Source organism: Enterobacter soli ATCC BAA-2102 (genome assembly GCF_001654845.1).
GTDB classification, from domain to species: Bacteria; Pseudomonadota; Gammaproteobacteria; order Enterobacterales; family Enterobacteriaceae; genus Enterobacter; species Enterobacter soli.
Window position 1 is genome coordinate 1 of the sequence record NZ_LXES01000045.1, and the last position, 17598, is coordinate 17598.

General features: G+C 53.7%; 15 protein-coding genes. 6 read left to right on the forward strand and 9 right to left on the reverse strand.

Annotated features, from left to right (window positions below):
- Positions 1–178: 178 nt before the first annotated feature.
- From M987_RS16385 to M987_RS16405, 5 genes are all read right to left on the reverse strand, one after another.
- Positions 179–838: an O-methyltransferase gene (locus M987_RS16385; protein WP_014070221.1), complete on the reverse strand. Its 660-nt coding sequence runs from the start codon at positions 836–838 to the stop codon at positions 179–181.
- A gap of 88 nt (positions 839–926) precedes the next feature.
- A complete protein-coding gene (locus tag M987_RS16390; protein ID WP_014070222.1) occupies positions 927–2306 on the reverse strand; it encodes an efflux transporter outer membrane subunit in 1380 nt (459 codons plus the stop codon).
- Positions 2303–3385: an HlyD family secretion protein gene (locus M987_RS16395; protein WP_014070223.1), complete on the reverse strand. Its 1083-nt coding sequence runs from the start codon at positions 3383–3385 to the stop codon at positions 2303–2305. The genes M987_RS16390 and M987_RS16395 overlap by 4 nt, the downstream gene beginning before the upstream one ends.
- A gap of 33 nt (positions 3386–3418) precedes the next feature.
- A complete protein-coding gene (locus M987_RS16400; protein WP_014070224.1) occupies positions 3419–5071 on the reverse strand; it encodes an MFS transporter in 1653 nt (550 codons plus the stop codon).
- A 159-nt stretch (positions 5072–5230) separates the two neighbouring features.
- The gene (locus M987_RS16405) at positions 5231–6550 is read right to left on the reverse strand and encodes an MFS transporter (RefSeq protein ID WP_014070225.1); all 1320 of its coding nucleotides are present in this window, start codon (positions 6548–6550) and stop codon (positions 5231–5233) included.
- Between the two features lie 391 nt (positions 6551–6941).
- Between M987_RS16405 and M987_RS16410 the strand changes: the two genes are divergently transcribed.
- Positions 6942–7745, forward strand: coding sequence for a YdcF family protein (locus tag M987_RS16410; protein ID WP_014070226.1), 804 nt, complete (start codon positions 6942–6944; stop codon positions 7743–7745).
- A 198-nt stretch (positions 7746–7943) separates the two neighbouring features.
- Positions 7944–9383, forward strand: coding sequence for an aldehyde dehydrogenase (aldA, locus tag M987_RS16415; protein WP_014070227.1), 1440 nt, complete (start codon positions 7944–7946; stop codon positions 9381–9383).
- A gap of 36 nt (positions 9384–9419) precedes the next feature.
- On the opposite strand, the gene gap is transcribed toward aldA, so the two are convergent.
- Complete coding sequence (gene gap, locus M987_RS16420; RefSeq protein WP_014070228.1) at positions 9420–10421, reverse strand: type I glyceraldehyde-3-phosphate dehydrogenase; 1002 nt, start codon at positions 10419–10421, stop codon at positions 9420–9422.
- Positions 10422–10611: 190 nt separating this feature from the next.
- Between gap and cybB the strand changes: the two genes are divergently transcribed.
- Both cybB and M987_RS16430 read left to right on the forward strand, forming a co-directional pair.
- Entirely contained in the window at positions 10612–11142 is a 531-nt protein-coding gene (cybB, locus tag M987_RS16425) for a cytochrome b561 (protein WP_014070229.1), read from the forward strand.
- On the forward strand, positions 11139–12416 hold the full coding sequence (locus M987_RS16430; RefSeq protein ID WP_014070230.1) for an MFS transporter: 1278 nt from the start codon (positions 11139–11141) through the stop codon (positions 12414–12416). The genes cybB and M987_RS16430 overlap by 4 nt, the downstream gene beginning before the upstream one ends.
- Positions 12417–12452: 36 nt before the next feature.
- On the opposite strand, the gene M987_RS16435 is transcribed toward M987_RS16430, so the two are convergent.
- The 3 genes from M987_RS16435 to M987_RS16445 form a co-directional block, all read right to left on the reverse strand.
- A complete protein-coding gene (locus M987_RS16435; RefSeq protein ID WP_245551570.1) occupies positions 12453–13562 on the reverse strand; it encodes an oxidoreductase in 1110 nt (369 codons plus the stop codon).
- A complete protein-coding gene (locus tag M987_RS16440; RefSeq protein ID WP_014070232.1) occupies positions 13555–14298 on the reverse strand; it encodes a DeoR/GlpR family DNA-binding transcription regulator in 744 nt (247 codons plus the stop codon). The genes M987_RS16435 and M987_RS16440 overlap by 8 nt, the downstream gene beginning before the upstream one ends.
- Positions 14299–14590: 292 nt before the next feature.
- The gene (locus tag M987_RS16445; protein WP_064555885.1) at positions 14591–15709 is read right to left on the reverse strand and encodes a glycosyltransferase; all 1119 of its coding nucleotides are present in this window, start codon (positions 15707–15709) and stop codon (positions 14591–14593) included.
- A gap of 358 nt (positions 15710–16067) precedes the next feature.
- Here M987_RS16445 and M987_RS16450 point away from each other — a divergent pair, with 358 nt between their 5' ends.
- Together M987_RS16450 and M987_RS16455 are read left to right on the forward strand one after the other, a co-directional pair.
- On the forward strand, positions 16068–16343 hold the full coding sequence (locus M987_RS16450) for a metal/formaldehyde-sensitive transcriptional repressor (RefSeq protein WP_006175178.1): 276 nt from the start codon (positions 16068–16070) through the stop codon (positions 16341–16343).
- 32 nt (positions 16344–16375) lie between these two features.
- Complete coding sequence (locus tag M987_RS16455; RefSeq protein ID WP_014070233.1) at positions 16376–17494, forward strand: S-(hydroxymethyl)glutathione dehydrogenase/class III alcohol dehydrogenase; 1119 nt, start codon at positions 16376–16378, stop codon at positions 17492–17494.
- Positions 17495–17598: the final 104 nt, after the last annotated feature.

Here is a 17598-nt window from a genome sequence, read left to right on the forward strand (position 1 = left end):
CCCGGGTCGCCAGGGTGGTGGCGGTGAGCCACCCTGGCACGTTCACGTGTTATGGGGTGACAGAGTAGCAAGGAACGTAAAGTGAACGGAATGACCACCTGAGCTGTATGTTCCCCCTCACCCCAACCCTCTCCCACAGGGAGAGGGCCGGGGTGAGGGTATCAGGCCGCACAGACCTTCACCCATTCACCATCGCCAGCGTAAACCCATCCCACCCCTTAACCCCCACCGTTTGCAACGCGGTGGCGGTTAAACGTGGGTTATCCCCAATCATCTCAATAAACCGTCGCACACCCTGTACACGCGCGTCGTCGCTTTGCCCGTTAATCACTTCGCCGTCGCGTACCACGTTATCGCCGATAATCAACGTGCCCGGGCGGGAATAGTGCAGCGCCCACTCCAGATAACCCGGGTTATTTGGCTTGTCGGCATCAATAAAGATCAGATCAAACGGCAGAACATCACCCAGCTTTTCAAGTGATGTCAGCGCAGGGCCTTCAATCAAGGTGATACGCGTGTCCAGACCTGCCAGATGAATATTCTGTCGGGCGACATCGGCATGTGTCGGGTCTGCTTCCAGGGTGATGAGCTGCCCGTCAGCTGGCAGGGCGCGCGCCATCCAGATTGAACTGTATGCACCCAGAGTGCCGATTTCCAGAACACGCCTTGCCTGCGTCATACGGACAAACAGCGCCAGAAGTTGTCCCTGATTGGCGGCGACATCATGTTCCGGTAGACCAGCGCGTTTATTGTTTACAAGTACCTGCTGGAGCACGTCGTCCTGAGGGATAAGACAAGAAATCATGAAATTATCTACGGCAGACCACTGTTGTTGCATAGATTGACTCCTGAGGGGTAATCACCGGTTGGCCCGGTCTACGGGGCGATATGTAGGCCCGGTAAGCAAAGCGCCACCGGGCAGGTTTTCAGGCACTGACCCATCCGCCGCCCAGCGCTTTATACAAATCTATCTGCGCCAGCAGCAGGTTATTTTTTACCTGCACCACACTCGTTTGTACCGAGAACAACGTTCGCTGAGCATCCAGCACATCCAGATAGGAAGAATAGCCGTTGTTATAGCGGTTTTGCGCGATCCGTAACGTTTCCTGCGCCACATCCTGCTGCGCCTGAAGCTCTGTCAACTGTTCCTGATAGCGCGTAATCGCATCCAGACTGTCGTTCACCTCGCGAAAGGCGTTACGCACCGTCTGTTCATAGCCGTACAGCGCCTGGTTGCGCTGCGACTGGGAAATATCAACCTGGGCATTCAGCGCCTGGCGGTTAAGGATAGGGGCCAGAATACTGCCGCCCACGCTCCAGAGTTGCAGTGGGTTATCCAGCAGGCCGGATAATGTACGATCCTGAATCGATCCGCTGGCCGTCAGGTTGATCGACGGCAGCAGGCTGGCACGTGAGGCGGCAAGAGTGGCGTCGGAAGCAAGAAGCTGTCGTTCGGCCTCCACAATGTCCGGACGGCGGTTGAGTAATGTTGAGGGCAGTTGTGAGGGCAAGTGCAGCGGCGTAAGAGATTCAAAATTCTCGCTGCGCGCCACGCTGCCAGGGTTACTGCCAAGCAACAGGCTCAGGGCGTTTTCCTGCTGCGCAATCTGGTGCTGCAAAAGCGGGACCTGCGCCCGCGTCGAGCGTAGCTCCGAATCCGACTGCATCAACTCCAGCCGCGAGCTGTAGCCTGTCTGATACTGTCGGGTTGCCAGTTTAAAGGCCTGTTCACGGGATTTCAGCGTGTCTTCAGTCACGCGAAGCTGTTCATCAAGAGACAACAGGGTGACATAACCCGATGCCACCGACGAGGCCACGGTCAGGTCGGCTGCGGCGGCCGCCGCTTTTTGTGCCTCAAGAGAGGCTTCAGCTGCTCTGGCGGTACTGCGATTCACTCCCCAGAGATCCACATCATAACTGGCAGTGAGGCTACCTTTATACAGCGTGCTGTAGATGGGCAGCCCGGTCGCGGCAGACTGCGAACGCGCCCGCGCACCGGTCACACCGGCATCCAGCGACGGGAACAGGCTACCGTCGGCTGCGTAGACGCGCGCCTGATATTCGTTAATGCGCTCGCGGGCAATTAATACATCACTGTTATTCTTCAGTGCTTCATCGACATAGCGGTTCAGATGACTGTCGTGAAAATTGCGCCACCAGAGCTGCTCCGCCGGGCTGGCGGGGCCGGCTTCAGCACGCCACTGGGAAGGGATGTGCAGTGACGATTTGGCCGGGGCGACATCTACGGACTGGCAGCCTGCCAGCAGTAAAGCCAGCAGCAAACCTGCAATCGGGCGAAGCGTCATTGTTTCGCCTCCCGGGTGTCGATGGTCACCTGCACGGACATCCCTGGGCGTAATAACGCCGACTCTTCAGGTTTGCCGAGTACCTCGATGCGCACCGGAATACGCTGGGCAATCTTCACAAAGTTACCCGTGGCGTTATCCGGCGTAATGGCGCTGAATTCGACACCCGTAGCCGGAGAGATGCTTTCAACCCGGCCCTGATAGGCCTTGCCGTTTAAGGCATCGACGGTGAATTTCACCGATTGCCCAACACGAAGGTTCGCCAGCTGCGTCTCTTTGATGTTGGCAATCACCCAGTGCTGCGGCGGAACCAGCGTGGTGAGGTGCGTGCCTGCGGTGACATAGGCCCCCAGGCGCACGGCGATTTGCCCAAGCTGCCCGTCGCGCGGGGCGACGATGCGAGTGTTTTGCAGGTCGATTTGCGCCAGCTCAAGGGCGGCTTTGGCGTTCTCGACATCGGCTTCCAGCGATCCGCGATTGACGATCACCGTCTGCAAATCCTGACGCGACATCTCAAGCGTTGCTTTTGCCTGGTCGATATCCGCACTGCCTTGTGCAGCGCTCGCCAGCGCGGCATCGCGTTCACGAATGGAGAGCGAGCCGTCTGCCGTTAAATCCTTCACGCGCTTTAAATCTGCCTGGGTCTTCAGGCTCTGGGCGCGGGCGTTTTTCAGCGCCGCATCGTTACGTGCAATCACCGCCTCGGCGCTTTTACGCTGTTGCAGGTTGTTATTCAGCGCGGCAATTTTCATCGCCAGCTGTGCCTGCGCCTGATGCACGCGCTGGCGATAAATGCGGTCATCAATTTGCAACAGCAGGTCGCCTTTTTTGACCTGCACAAAGTCCTGTACCTTCACTTCGGTGATATAGCCGTTCACCTGCGGGCTGATAAAGGTTGTCTGGCCGCGCACGTAGGCGTTATCGGTAAACTGCGAGCTGCGCGTAAATGGCGGCAACTGCCAGGCATACAGGATAACCAAAACCCCGACGATGCCGATGGCCGCCGCGGTAAAAACAGAAACAATGCGCACATTTTTGCGGGTATTCGCCTGCCCGCTGGCGGCATCCTGCTGACTCATAACATCTCCAGAAACATCATTTGTTTATCTCAATTATTTGTTACCAGTGGCTTTTTTCAATGCCATACGGGCGGTGATGCGCAGGCGCAACAAGCGCCATAAAATCCACACCAGCGTGGCGGCGGCAATGCTCGCCGTGAGCAGGTAAGTGTCGTTGTACGCCAGAATGTTTGCCTCAAGCGTTGTGACCGTCTGAAGTTGGGTAATCGCCTGTGTGCCCAGTAAGGCGCTGTCGCCGATTTGGCTTTGGTACAACTGGCTGTAAGCCTGAATACGGTCGTTGACCAGTGGGTTAAGTGTAGTGAGCTGGTCGGCAAGCAGGCTGGAGTGATATTTCTCGCGCCAGGTCTGGAAGGTCCCCAGAATGGCGGAGCCTAACAAGCCACCGATGTTCTGACTCATGCCGAACAGCACCGAAAAACTGACCAGATTACGCGGGTCGGCAATTACGCCGCCAATTCCCGCCAGCATCGCCGGTGCCAGGAAAAATGCGCTGCCAAAGCCTAAAAGGAACTGGCTCAGCATCAGCTGATCCGGGCGGGTAAGATTAGTGGACTGGCTGTCCAGTAAAGACGCGACTATCATCAGCACCAGCGAGGTGATAATCGGCCAGGCAAGCTTAGTGGGCTTGATTGTCAGGCAACTGGCAGCAATCCCACATCCGATCCCGGCAAAAATGGACCATGCCAGATGCGTCATCTGTTCGTTTTGCAGACCGACGTACTGGAGCCAGCCGATCACCCCAGTGTTCTGTTCCGCCAGCACAATGCGGATCAGCAGCATAATCAGCCCCAGGCGAACAATACTGCCGCTCGAGAGCCAGCGGGTGTTGAGCAAAGGGTTGCTGCGGTTATGTTCGAAAACGATCGCTGACACAATAAGCACCAGCGACAACGCCAGCGACCAGCCGATCCACGGCGCTTCAAACCACCAGTCGAGACGGCCTAAAGAGAGCACGGCACACAGCAACGCCATCCCCGGAGCAAGCAGGATAAAGGTAATAAAATCCTTTTTTTCAAAGACCTTTTTGCGATCGCCTGGCGGGAGTTTCAGCGCCATCACGCAGGCCAGGGATATCAGCGCCAGGCCAAGCTCGAAGAAATAGAGACCGCGCCACTCATCCAGCTGTAGCAGCTCGGTAGAGAAGAGGCGGGCAATCGGGATGGCGAGTGACGAGCCGGTGATGCCGATGGTCAGCGCTTTCAGGCGATGCTTCGCGGGCCAGGCCTGGATCTGGTAGTAAATCCCCAGAGAACTGAGCGCGGCAGCCACCATGCCGTGCGCGGCGCGCACCATTAGCGCAGAGCTGAGGTCGTTCACAAACAGGTGGAAAAATGTCACCAGCACATACAGCACCAGAAACCCTTCGGTAAACGCCCGCAGACCGTACTGTTGGCGAAATTTCACCAGCAGCAGGTTGATGGAAACATTGGTCATGACGTACACGGCCGGCAGCCAGGCGATTTCGGTCGACCAGGCGGCAAACGTACCTTGTAAGTTCTGCAAGTTGGCAGTGACAACCGCATTTCCCAGAGCCCCGGTCAAACAGACCAGTAAACCGACAACACCATAAGCAATACGCCGGGGCGTGCTGTGGATCGGCGTAGAGGGTGAACCCAGCAGGGCGGGTTTCTCGTGTGGCTGCCACTCGCGAGGAGCATAAGGATCGCGTTGAGGCAGGCGCATAACTTCGTTTACCTTTGGAAAAGTTGAATAGTTAGTGGGCTAATGATTCTACGTCTGACGCAAATCATAATTCAAGTGAATATGATTATCGTATGTTAATTGTTTGTTGATTGGGCGGGTAAGGAAAAAGAGCGGCCCGCGAGAGGGGCCGCCTGAGGATCACATCTCGTTGGGTTGCGCCTGGATAGACGGGCCACGTTTCACGCGGCTGGCACAGAAGATTGCAATCAATGAAATCACTACGGTGACAGCCAGATACCAGGCCACTGGCACCCAGTCACCATCGTATTTCGCCAGCAGACCGGTGGCGATCAGCGGGGCAGTACCACCCGCCAGCGCAGCACCTAACTGATAACCCAGCGTTATACCCGTGTAGCGGACGTTGGCACTGAAAATTTCAGAACACAGGGTGCCCAGCACGGCGGTCACCGGTGCCCACAACACGCCAAAGGCGATAACTGTGGCAGTCACAATGCCCCAGGTTGTGCCGGTGTTGAGTAACATAAACCACGGCACGATAAACAAGCCGAGGATAAAGACGCTCACCGCATACATCCGCTGACGACCAATTTTGTCAGACAACAGCCCCATTAGCGGGATCATGATGGTTGCCACCAGTGCGCCCAGCGTGACTGCCTCCAGAGCCTGAGATTTCTGGAAGGTCAGGGTGGTGGTGGCGTAGCTGACCACGAAGGTGGAGAAAATATAGAACGGTGCCGTCTCGACAACCTTCAGTCCGGCGGCGATCAGCACTTCGCGCCAGTGGTGTTTCAGCGTCTCGCGCAGCGGCGCTTTGGCAACCTGGCCCGATTTTTTCACCTTTTTAAAATCAGGCGTTTCGTCGATATCTTTACGGATCCACAGGCCAATCAGCACCAGCACGGAGCTTAACAGGAACGGAATACGCCAGCCCCAGGAGAGGAAATCCTCTTCGCTGAACAGTGTCATCAGCGACACGATAAAGGTCGCCATCAGCATTCCGATGGTCACGCCTGCCTGCGGAATACTGCCGAAGAAACCTTTGCGTTTTTCCGGTGCATATTCGTAAGCCAGCAACAGCGCGCCACCCCATTCGCCGCCGATCCCCATCCCCTGAATAATACGCATCAGGATCAGCAGAGCAGGCGCCCACATGCCAATCATCTCGTAGGTCGGCAGCAGGCCAATCATCACGGTTGCACCTCCCATTAGCGACAGGGTTAACACCAGTGTCTTTTTACGCCCGATACGGTCCCCGATGTGGGCGAAGATAACGCCGCCAATAGGGCGGATGAAAAAGGTTAATGAGAATGAAAGATAGGAAAGAATCAATCCAATGACCGGGTCGACCATCGGGAAGAAGATCTTGTTAAACACCAGTGCGGCTGCCGTGCCGTAGAGAAAATAGTCAAACCATTCAATGGCACTGCCGGTGAGGCTCGCGATTAAGACTTTTTTGTTTTTTCGTAATACTGTCGTCGTACTTTCATGTTGTGTCATGACTACTAACCCCGCCAAGTAGATGATGAAAGAGGTGTCACCTGGCGCGCTTCAGGTGCAACCTGTAGAAAGTAAAAGGTTGTGAAATTGTTAAGCAACTTAGAGTTGGATGTTGAATTTGGCAAGCGGTGAGGGTCTGACACTGGTCAGATCACGGCGAAATAAGCAGCGCCTGGTGCTTTTATTAGCAACATGAGTGGCATGATCTTTTGTATACATTGTCACTAAAAGCATAAAATGCAGGTGCAACCCGCCGATTTTTGGATGTTTCTGGTTATTTCAGAAAGATGACAGATCGAGTGAGTTTTGCTGTCCCTGCTTTCAGAGTGCTCCTCTGTTTTGTCAGGAAAAAACCGCTACCCTGAACAGAAAAGCGCATAAGGAGTACACAATGAATCGGGCGATCTTTCCGTGTTTGCCGGACGACACACTGGCCGCAGTCAACACCGTGGGTGAATGGCTGGCGCAGGATGATGTCGGAACGCGCGAAGCGGCGCAGAACGTTGATTTTGTGGTGCTGGCGGGAAATGCGGTCATCCCGACCATTGATGCTGCCTGTCGGTTTGCCGCGGCAATAAATGTCCCGTTGTTAATTAGCGGTGGGATCGGCCATTCCACGTCGTTTCTGTATGCCGGGATTGCGCATCACCCTCGCTACCACACTATTGCCACCACGGGCAGGGCGGAAGCCACCATCCTCGCTGATGTGGCGCGCCAGTTCTGGCAGGTTCCGCGTGAGAATATCCGGGTTGACGATCAGTCAACTAACTGTGGCGAAAATGCCCGCTTTAGCTGGAATATGATGAAGCAGCAGCTCCCTCTGGCTGAGCATGTGCTGGTGGTTCAGGATCCGACGATGCAACGACGCACAATGGCGACCTTTGCCCGCGTCTGCCGCGATGAGCCGGTTTCTCCGCAATGGATTAGCCACCCGGGATTTATCCCGCAGCTGCAAAACAGCGATAAGGGGCTGGTATTCAGCGGTGGTGGCGAAGGCGTGTGGCCTGTCGACCGCTATTTGTCGCTGGTACTGGGAGAGCTGCCCCGGCTATTTGATGATGCCAACGGATATGGCCCTGCCGGACGTGACTTTATCGCGCACGTTGATTTCCCTTATGCGGTACTCAGGGCATGGGAGACGTTACGCCGTGACACCATTCTGACCGACGCCCTGACCAGCCGCTCGCTTATCTAACCTTATGCCCGTTTGCGCAGGGTTTTCCGCAAACGGGCAATTTATGTTGCCAATTTGTAATTATAAAAATCTGCTGACGCGATTCTTTTATGAGATATCTCACAAAAACAGCGCGATAGGGTAGGAATGCTGCACTGTGATTGTAGTTTTTAACAATAAATTTACTTGTCAAAAACAGTGTAATTACAGGAGCAGGTCATGACAGTACCCGTACAACATCCGATGTATATTGATGGTCAGTTTGTTGCCTGGCAGGGTGATGCCTGGATTGATGTGATCAACCCGGCAACCGAAGAGGTCATTTCCCGTATTCCCGATGGTCGCGCTGAAGACGCGCGTAAAGCTATCGATGCCGCCGACCGCGCCCAGGCTGACTGGGAAGCACTGCCTGCGATTCAGCGAGCCAACTGGCTGCGAAAAATTTCGGCAGGTATTCGCGAGCGTGCCAGTGAAATTAGCGCCTTAATTGTTGCCGAAGGCGGCAAAATTCAGCAACTGGCTGAGGTTGAGGTGGCGTTTACTGCCGACTATATCGACTACATGGCCGAGTGGGCGCGTCGCTACGAAGGGGAAATCATCCAGAGCGACAGACCCGGCGAGAATATCCTGGTCTTCAAACGCGCGCTTGGCGTGACCACCGGCATTCTGCCGTGGAACTTCCCGTTCTTCCTGATTGCCCGCAAGCTCGCGCCAGCGCTGCTGACCGGCAACACGATCGTTATCAAACCGAGCGAGTTCACCCCGAATAACGCCATTGCCTTTGCCAAAATTGTGGATGAAATCGGCCTGCCGAAAGGGGTGTTTAACCTCGTGCTGGGGCGCGGTGAAACCGTGGGCCAGGAGCTGGCAGGCAACCCGAAAGTGGCGATGGTGAGCATGACCGGCAGCGTCGGTGCCGGTGAGAAAATCATGGCCGCCGCCGCGAAAAACATCACTAAGGTTGGCCTGGAGCTGGGCGGTAAAGCGCCGGCTATCGTGATGGACGATGCGAACCTGGAGCTGGCGGTGAAGGCGATTGTGGATTCACGCGTGATTAACACCGGGCAGGTGTGTAACTGCGCCGAGCGTGTTTATGTGCAAAAGGGCATTTACGACCGCTTTGTGAACCGTCTGGGCGAGGCGATGAAAGCTGTGCAGTTTGGCAACCCGGCCGAACGCAATGATATTGCGATGGGGCCGCTGATTAATGCCGCCGCGCTTGAGCGTGTGGAGCAAAAGGTGGCGCGTGCGGTGCAGGAAGGAGCAAAAGTGGTGCTTGGCGGTAAAGCGGTTGAGGGCAAAGGCTATTACTACCCGCCAACGCTGCTGCTGGATGTCCGTCAGGAGATGACCATCATGCACGAAGAAACCTTCGGCCCGGTGCTGCCCGTAGTGGTCTTCGACACCCTGGAAGAGGCGCTGAAGATGGCCAACGACAGCGATTACGGACTGACGTCTTCTGTTTATACGCAGGATTTGAACGTGGCGATGAAAGCCATCAAAGGGCTGAAGTTTGGCGAAACCTATATCAACCGCGAAAACTTTGAAGCAATGCAGGGCTTCCACGCGGGCTGGCGTAAGTCCGGGATTGGTGGGGCCGACGGGAAACATGGTCTGAACGAGTACCTGCAAACTCAGGTGGTTTATTTGCAGTCATAAGTGAAAACCCCCTCTTTGCGAAGAGGGGGTTTTATTTTACAGCGCGGCGTATTTATCCAGCGTGCGTACCAGTTGGGTGACGAAGCCATATTCGTTGTCATACCAGGCAACGGTTTTCACCAGCTGCACATCCCCTGCATCCGTCACTTCCGTCTGGGTCGCGTCAAACACTGAACCAAAATGTGAACCGATAACATCGGATGAGACGATCTCTTCATCGGTGTAGCCAAACGAGTCGTTATCCTTCGTGGCCTGTTTCAGCGCCTGGTGGATCTCTTCTACCGTGACCTTTTTATCCAGAATGGACACCAGTTCGGTAACAGAGCCAGTTTTGACCGGCACGCGCTGGGCGTGGCCTTTCAGCTTGCCGCTCAGGGCCGGGATCACCAGCCCAATCGCTTTGGCGGCACCCGTGGTATGCGGGATGATATTTTCCGCCGCCGCGCGTGAGGCGCGAAGGTCTTTACCGCGCGGGCCATCGACCAGCGCTTGTGTCCCGGTGTAGGCGTGAATAGTGGTCATCGTCCCCACTTTAATGCCGAATGCATCGTGGAGCGCTTTCGCCATCGGCGCCAGGCAGTTGGTGGTGCAGGATGCCACGGAAATAATGGTATCGCTGGCAGTGATGGTGTCGTCGTTGACGTTGAACACAATGGTTTTCATCTCGCCCGCAGGGGCAGAAATCAGCACTTTTTTAGCGCCCGCATTCAGGTGCGCTTTTGATTTCTCTTCTGAGGTATAAAAACCGGTGCATTCCACGACGAGATCCACGCCCGCAGCCTTCCACGGAATATGCTGCGCCTCTTTTTCGGCATACACCGAAATAGATTTCCCGTCGACAATCAGCGAGTCTTCCGTGAAATCCACGCTCCACGGAAAACCACCGTAGTTAGAATCATGCTTGAGCAGATAGGCCAGAACTTTGGGAGAGGTGAGGTCATTAATGGCGACCACGGTGTTGCTGTCCTGGGTTTCGAGAAGGCGACGCAATACAAGACGTCCAATGCGACCAAATCCGTTAATACCAATTTTACTCATGGTTTTCTCCTGGTGAATCTGTCGAAGCGACAGTCTGAACTCATCCAGGCTTAGACCATGAAACCCGCGCAGGCAATTAAAGATATGTCATGCGTCGCGAAGCATTTGAAAAACCATACAGAAAAGTTAATGAATTTTTAAGTAAAGCTGGTTATGTTGGCCGTAATTTCGTTTTATCTCAGGAAATCATATGCGCACTAAATATACGGGCCTGCAAATTGGCATTCACTGGCTGGTGTTTATGTTGGTCATTGTGGCCTATTGCGCCATGGAGTTCAGGGGCTTTTTCCCGCGAACCGCCCGTCCAGCAATCAACATGATCCACGTCTCCTGCGGGATCTCGATTCTGGTACTGATGTGCGCGCGTCTGCTGGTACGCCTTAAACATCCGGCGCCGCCAATCCAGCCAAAACCCAGGGCCATGATCATCGGGTTATCCCACCTCGGGCATCTGGCGGTGTACCTGCTGTTTATGGCGCTGCCGGTTATTGGCCTGACCATGATGTATTTCCGTGGCAACGACTGGTATGCCTTCGGGCTGGTGATGCCGCACGCGGCAGAAGCGAATTTTGACCTGGTAGACTCGCTTAAAGAGTGGCATTCCATTCTGGCAAACCTCGGGTATTTCCTGATCGCTATTCACGCCCTGGCGGCGTTGGCGCACCACTATTTCTGGAAAGACAATACGCTGCTGCGCATGATGCCGAAGAAACGTCAGTGACACCCGTTGTGGGTAAACCGCGCAAGGTACTCCTCGCGACCGGTATCGGCCATTTTGTCGAATGGTTTGATGTTGGCCTGTACGGCACGCTGGCGGGGATTATTGGGATGCAGTTTTTTCATACCGATAGCCCGGGTGTCGCGTTGCTCTCATCATTTGCGGTGTTTGGCGCAGGGTTCATTATGCGCCCGCTTGGCGGGCTGTTTTTCGGCTCGCTCGGGGATCGTATCGGCCGGCAGAAAGTGCTGGCCATGGTCATTTTGCTCACCTCGGGTTCTACCTTCGCGATGGGGATTTTACCCACCTGGTCGCAACTGGGGATAAGCGCCACCATTTTACTGGTGCTCATCCGCCTGGTGCAGGGCTTTGCCGTTGGCGGTGAAAGCGCGGGGGCGACCACATTTCTGGCCGAATACGCGCCAGCTCATCGCCGCGGCTATTTCACCAGTTGGATAGACAGCTTCGGGTTTTTGGCGTTTGTCGCAGGCTCCGGACTGGTGTTCCTCCTGACGGCTGTGCTGGGTGAACGCGCAATGAATGACTGGGGTTGGCGCATTCCATTTCTGGTAGCCGGCCCGCTCGGGATCATTGGCCTGTATCTGCGCAATTACCTTCAGGACTCTCCTGAATTTCTGGCAGCGCTGAAAAGCGGCAAAACCGACGCAGCACCCCTTCATTCTGTGGTGACCTACTCACGGAGTGCACTGCTGTTCTGTACCGGCTTTATGGTCATCAAGGCGGTGGGGCACTGGACGCTGCAAACCTTTGTTCCTCACTATCTTTCGGGTGCAATGGCCTATTCGCAGCGGGATGCCTACGCGATAACCACTCTGGGGTTATTTGCGATTGTCCTTCTGGTGCCGCTGATGGGCTGGTTATCCGACCGTGTGGGGCGTAAACCATTGATGCTGGTGGGATGTGGTGGATTAATCGTTTTTACCCTGCCAGCCATGATGCTGATGGCGCGCGGGGAGATAGCGTCTGCGATGATGGCAATGCTGATCCTTGGGGTCTTTATTGCGGCGTTTGATGGTGCGAGCAGTGCGGCAATGGCGGAGCTCTTTCCAACCCGCGTGCGTTTTGGTGGGATAGCGTTGGCCGGAAATATTGTGGTGGCGGTACTGGGTGGGTTCACACCCTGGTTTTCGGTGTATCTGATGAAGACCTCCGGCAATCCATTTTCTCCTGCCGGGTACGTCATTGCCGCTGCGTTAGTCACTTTCCTGACGGTAATGCGGGCGAAAGAAACCGCCGGTAAACCGCTTCCGCGGTGAGGGTAACCTGCGGAAAACCGCAGGTTACCGCAGGGATTATTTTTGCAGGTGAGCCCGCTCGCCCGCGGTTAATGCCAGCGGCTGCGTGGTGCCGGTTTCGGAAGAGGTGACAGCAGCTTCCAGCACGGCCATCACCGCCAGCGCTTCAACCGGGTGAACCGGGTTCTCGATTTCACCGTTCAGGGCATTGCGCACGTTGATGTAATACTGACGCTGATCGCCTTTTGGTGTGTTAACCGTGTGCGACTCACCGTTGGCATCAAACAGCACCATGCTGTCGCTGTCTTCACCCCAGGTCTCGCTGCCAGGGATGACGCCTGCCAGAAGCTGCGCTTCCTGCTGGTCGATTCTGGCTTTAACCACGCTGGCTTTATCACCGTGAACCGTAAAGCGCGACGTGCCGCCGGCAACCAGCATACTGCAATGCAGAACCACTTTATGTTCCGGGTAATTTAAGACCACGTGCGCCCAGTCATTAATTTCCGCACCAGCGCGAAGGGTGGCAATATTGCCCTGCACGGACTGCGGCAGGCCAAACAGCTGCAACGTCTGGTCAATCAGGTGTGGCCCGATATCAAACCACAGGCCGCTGCCAGGCACGTTTTGTTCTCTCCAGCGCACGCGAACTTCCGGGCGGAATCGGTCGATATGAGACTCAAAATGCTTTACTTTGCCGATTTTACCCTGCTCGATAACCTGCTTAATACCGAGGAAATCGCTGTCCCAGCGGCGGTTATGGAAGACTGACAGCAGTAACTGTTTTTCCTCTGCCAGTGCGATCAGATCGCGCGCTTCCTGCATATCGAGGGTAAAGGGTTTATCCACCACCACATGCTTACCACTGTTCAGGGCAAGCGTTGCCAGCGGCGCGTGAGTGGCGTTAGGAGAGGCGATCACCACCAGATCAACATCCGGGTGCTGAATAGCTTCTTCAGGCGTGGCCACCACGATGGCATCCGGGATATCGCGTTTGACCTTTTCTTCGTCGCGGGAAGAGACAACCGCCAGCTTCAGGCCATCGACGGACTGGATCAGCGGCGCGTGGAAGGTTTTACCCACGAACCCATAGCCGATCAGCGCAATGTTGATTGTCTTACCGTTTCGAGCGACAACTTTATTCATGACCATCTCCACGTTATTAAGCATCTGCAATAGTGACTTGCAGTGCGCTGTTGTCCCCAAGCTCAGCCCAGGGACGATCTAAGAACAATTGATGAATGTCGGCTAACCCGGACACCAGATAGGGCTCGCAGTGGTTGAGTTTCAGGTGATCGGCAACGATCCAGTGCTCACGGCTGGCTGCCAGCATGGCCCGTTTTACGTCGGCATCGGCTTCTTTGCTGGCACTCAAACCCAGCTGAGGATGGATGGCGCAGGCGCCAAGAATGGCGATATCCGCACGATAGCGTGACAGTATCGAAAGGGTGGCGCTGCCGGCAAACAGGCGCTGTTTCTGGTCCCACTGGCCCCCGAGCAGAATGAGTTCAATGTCTGCGCGATCGCTGAAGTGCTGGGCGATATCCAGCGAAGTGGTGATGACTTTCAGTGGTCCCTGAAGAAAGGTGGCGACGGCCATTACCGTACTTCCCGCATCAAGAAACAGAGTTGAGCCTGCGGGCACGCTCTCTGCGACCTTTTTACCAAGCTGCTGCTTGGTTTTGGGCAGTAACGTATTCCTGCCCTTGCGGTTCATCGCCGAGAGATCGAGCGCAATAGCGCCACCGTGGTTCTTCTGCGCCAGCCCTTGATTCTCAAGGTCTGTAAGATCCCGGCGAACGGTGTCCGCAGAAACCTGCAACTTTTCAACGAGGTCGCTGATACTGACCTGACCATGTTCACTAATGATATCAAGCAAGTATTTCTGACGAGCGGTTTTATGCATCTGCGGTTAATCCTGCAAAATATCGCAATAAGTCGCATATTACAGCATTTTGCTGGAAAGTGAATACTGACGATACGGGGTTTAGCGATTACTGAACGTGGACAATTCAGGGTTGAAAGTATTCAAGTACCACTGGTTTGGTGCGCATCGCATCAGCAAGCGACCCTGAGCAACAGAGCCGCAGAGATTGAAGATGCCCCGTATTGATGAGTTTTAAAAAGAAGAGCCATGGGTCATTTGGTCCGTTCGGTGTTCAAAAAAGATCGCAATCTGTAGATTCCTGTTATGCCTGTTATAAAAATGCTTCATACATTTTTTCTAACTTTGCAGTCTGAACGGAAAGATTGAATTCTCTTTCAATGAGTTCTCGCCCAGCAGCCCCCATAGTTTGTTGTAATTTTTCTGATTCGATAAGATGCAAAATTCTGTGTGCGAGACTGACCGGATCCCTTTCTTCTACAAGATATCCGGTTGTGCCATCAATAATGGCTTCGGGTATACCTGCATGAAATGTTCCGATGACGGGTAAAGAAAATGCAGCGGCTTCCATGATCACAGTGGGTAAACCTTCGCAATCACCAGATTTTGCTTGCACACTTGGGACAACTGCTATGGAAGCGTTTTTTATTTTTTCTATCACGGCACAGTGAGACATTTCACCAAGGAGTTTGATGTGTTCACTCAGTTTAAGAATTTTGATTTTTGCAGCCAGATAGTTCCTCAAAGGTCCATCGCCGATAATATGTAACTGATAGCCATTAAGCTTGTGCTTGATGACGTTTATTGCATCAATTAGTACTTCAGTCCCTTTTTTTTCCACAAGCCTGCCAATATGGATAATAGTTCTACTGGTTTTCTCCAGACCATTAGTTTGGTACTTCTCAGTATCAATTCCTATTCTGTGCGTGAGTGTTTTTGCTTCTTTAAACCCTGCCTCTAAAGCCTTACATCTTATGTAGTCGGAAACACATATGAACATTTTACCGTCCCTTTTTAACCGGTTCTGAAAGAGGGCATAATTAATCCATGATGGTGACTTTGACAAAAGGAGGTTCTTTCTACATATAGTGACATCGAAACCATGAAGCGTGGTGAACAGGGGGACATCAAGTTTTTTCGCGTATTGCAGAGCATAGAGCCCATCTATGGCGAAATGTGCGTGAACAATGTCAGGAGGATTCTCTTTGGTCAAACGTAATAATTTTCCTGGTGACATAGTCACTGCCTGGTGCATTCCCTGAAATTTATCCGCTGCTGAAGTGGTGACATCAAAGAGAGGGGATGGTGAGGTGTTTATTGTTTCTCTGCCGACAAACTCTACTTTGAATTTTTTAATGGAAAGAGCCTGATTAACAATAAATGTCTCTGATGATTTAAATAGCTGGTTTCTGTATATCGCTACTCTCTTCACTTTTAATCCCTTATATTCATATTTTTAGTATGATTTAACTGGTGATTTCACCTCAAATTTTGGGTGCAAAAAAACACCACTATTTATTGAGCGGAATGCATGAAATATGGTGGCAATATGAGGTTTCAGACCCTTAAGGCATCTGCCGCATAAACTTTATAAAGAATACAAAATATAACCATCCATTTAAAATGGATATCATCGATCGATACTGGCTTATCGATCGGTTAAAACGATCAAGGGTGAAAAAATTCATGAAAATGAATTAGTTGCGCTCAAGTCACTATAAAACTGGAAAACGATTTACATAAAGTTGCATTACACGATACAATACCCCCCTATAGTATCAGGAGGGCGTATGCCGCATTCACCCGCAGATAAAAAACGAATCCTCACTCGCGTCCGGCGCATCCGTGGGCAGGTTGACGCCCTGGAACGCGCGCTGGAATCCGGCGAACCCTGTCTGGCCATCCTGCAACAAATCGCCGCCGTGCGCGGTGCTGCAAATGGTCTGATGGGGGAAATGGTCGAAATTCACCTCAAAGATGAGCTGGTGACGGGGGAGACAACCCCTGACCAGCGGGCAGTCAGAATGGCAGAAGTCGGCCATTTACTGCGCTCTTATCTAAAATAAACCCACAGACCTCACAACAAGGGAAAGACATTATGAAATCTCGCGCTGCTGTCGCATTTGGCCCCGGCCAGCCGTTGAAAATCGTCGAAATTGACGTTGCACCGCCGAAGAAAGGCGAAGTCTTAATCAAAATCACTCACACCGGCGTGTGCCATACGGATGCATTCACCTTGTCAGGTGACGACCCGGAAGGCGTATTCCCGGCGGTGCTCGGCCACGAAGGCGGCGGGGTTGTGGTTGAAGTGGGCGAAGGGGTTACCAGCCTGAAACCGGGCGATCATGTGATTCCGCTGTACACCGCAGAATGTGGCGAGTGTAAGTTCTGTAAATCCGGCAAAACCAACCTCTGCCAGGCCGTGCGTGCCACCCAGGGTAAAGGGCTGATGCCAGATGGAACAACCCGTTTCTCTTACAACGGCGAGCCAATTTATCACTACATGGGCACCAGTACCTTCAGCGAATACACCGTGTGCGCCGAAATTTCTCTGGCAAAAGTAAACCCGCAGGCGCCGCTGGATAAAGTGTGTCTGCTGGGTTGCGGTGTGACCACCGGTATCGGTGCGGTTCACAATACGGCGAAAGTGAAAGAGGGTGACACCGTGGCGGTGTTCGGCCTGGGCGGTATTGGTCTGGCGGTTATCCAGGGTGCGGTGCAGGCAAAAGCCGGTCGTATCATTGCGGTGGATACCAACCCGGAAAAATTCAAGTTGGCCGGTGAAATGGGCGCGACCGATTTCGTGAACCCGAAAGATTACGAAAAGCCGGTTCAGGACGTGATTGTTGAGCTGACCGACGGCGGTGTTGATTTCAGCTTCGAATGTATCGGTAACGTTAACGTAATGCGTTCTGCGCTTGAATGCTGTCATAAAGGCTGGGGCGAAAGCATCATCATTGGTGTGGCCGGTGCAGGTCAGGAGATCCGCACTCGTCCATTCCAGCTGGTGACGGGGCGCGTATGGCGTGGTTCTGCGTTCGGTGGCGTAAAAGGCCGTACTCAACTGCCGGGTATGGTTGAAGATGCCATGAGCGGAAAAATTCAGCTTGATCCGTTCATTACCCACCGTCTGCCGTTAGAGCAAATCAACGAAGCGTTTGACCTGATGCACGAAGGTAAATCCATTCGTACCGTCATCCATTTCGGCGACAACTAATTATTCTGCCAGCGGTTTTTACCGCTGGCATTTCTTTAATAATCTTCTCTAAACTGTGACCTGGCTGGCGATTTTAGCCGTAATCTAATTCCCCGCAGTGCCGA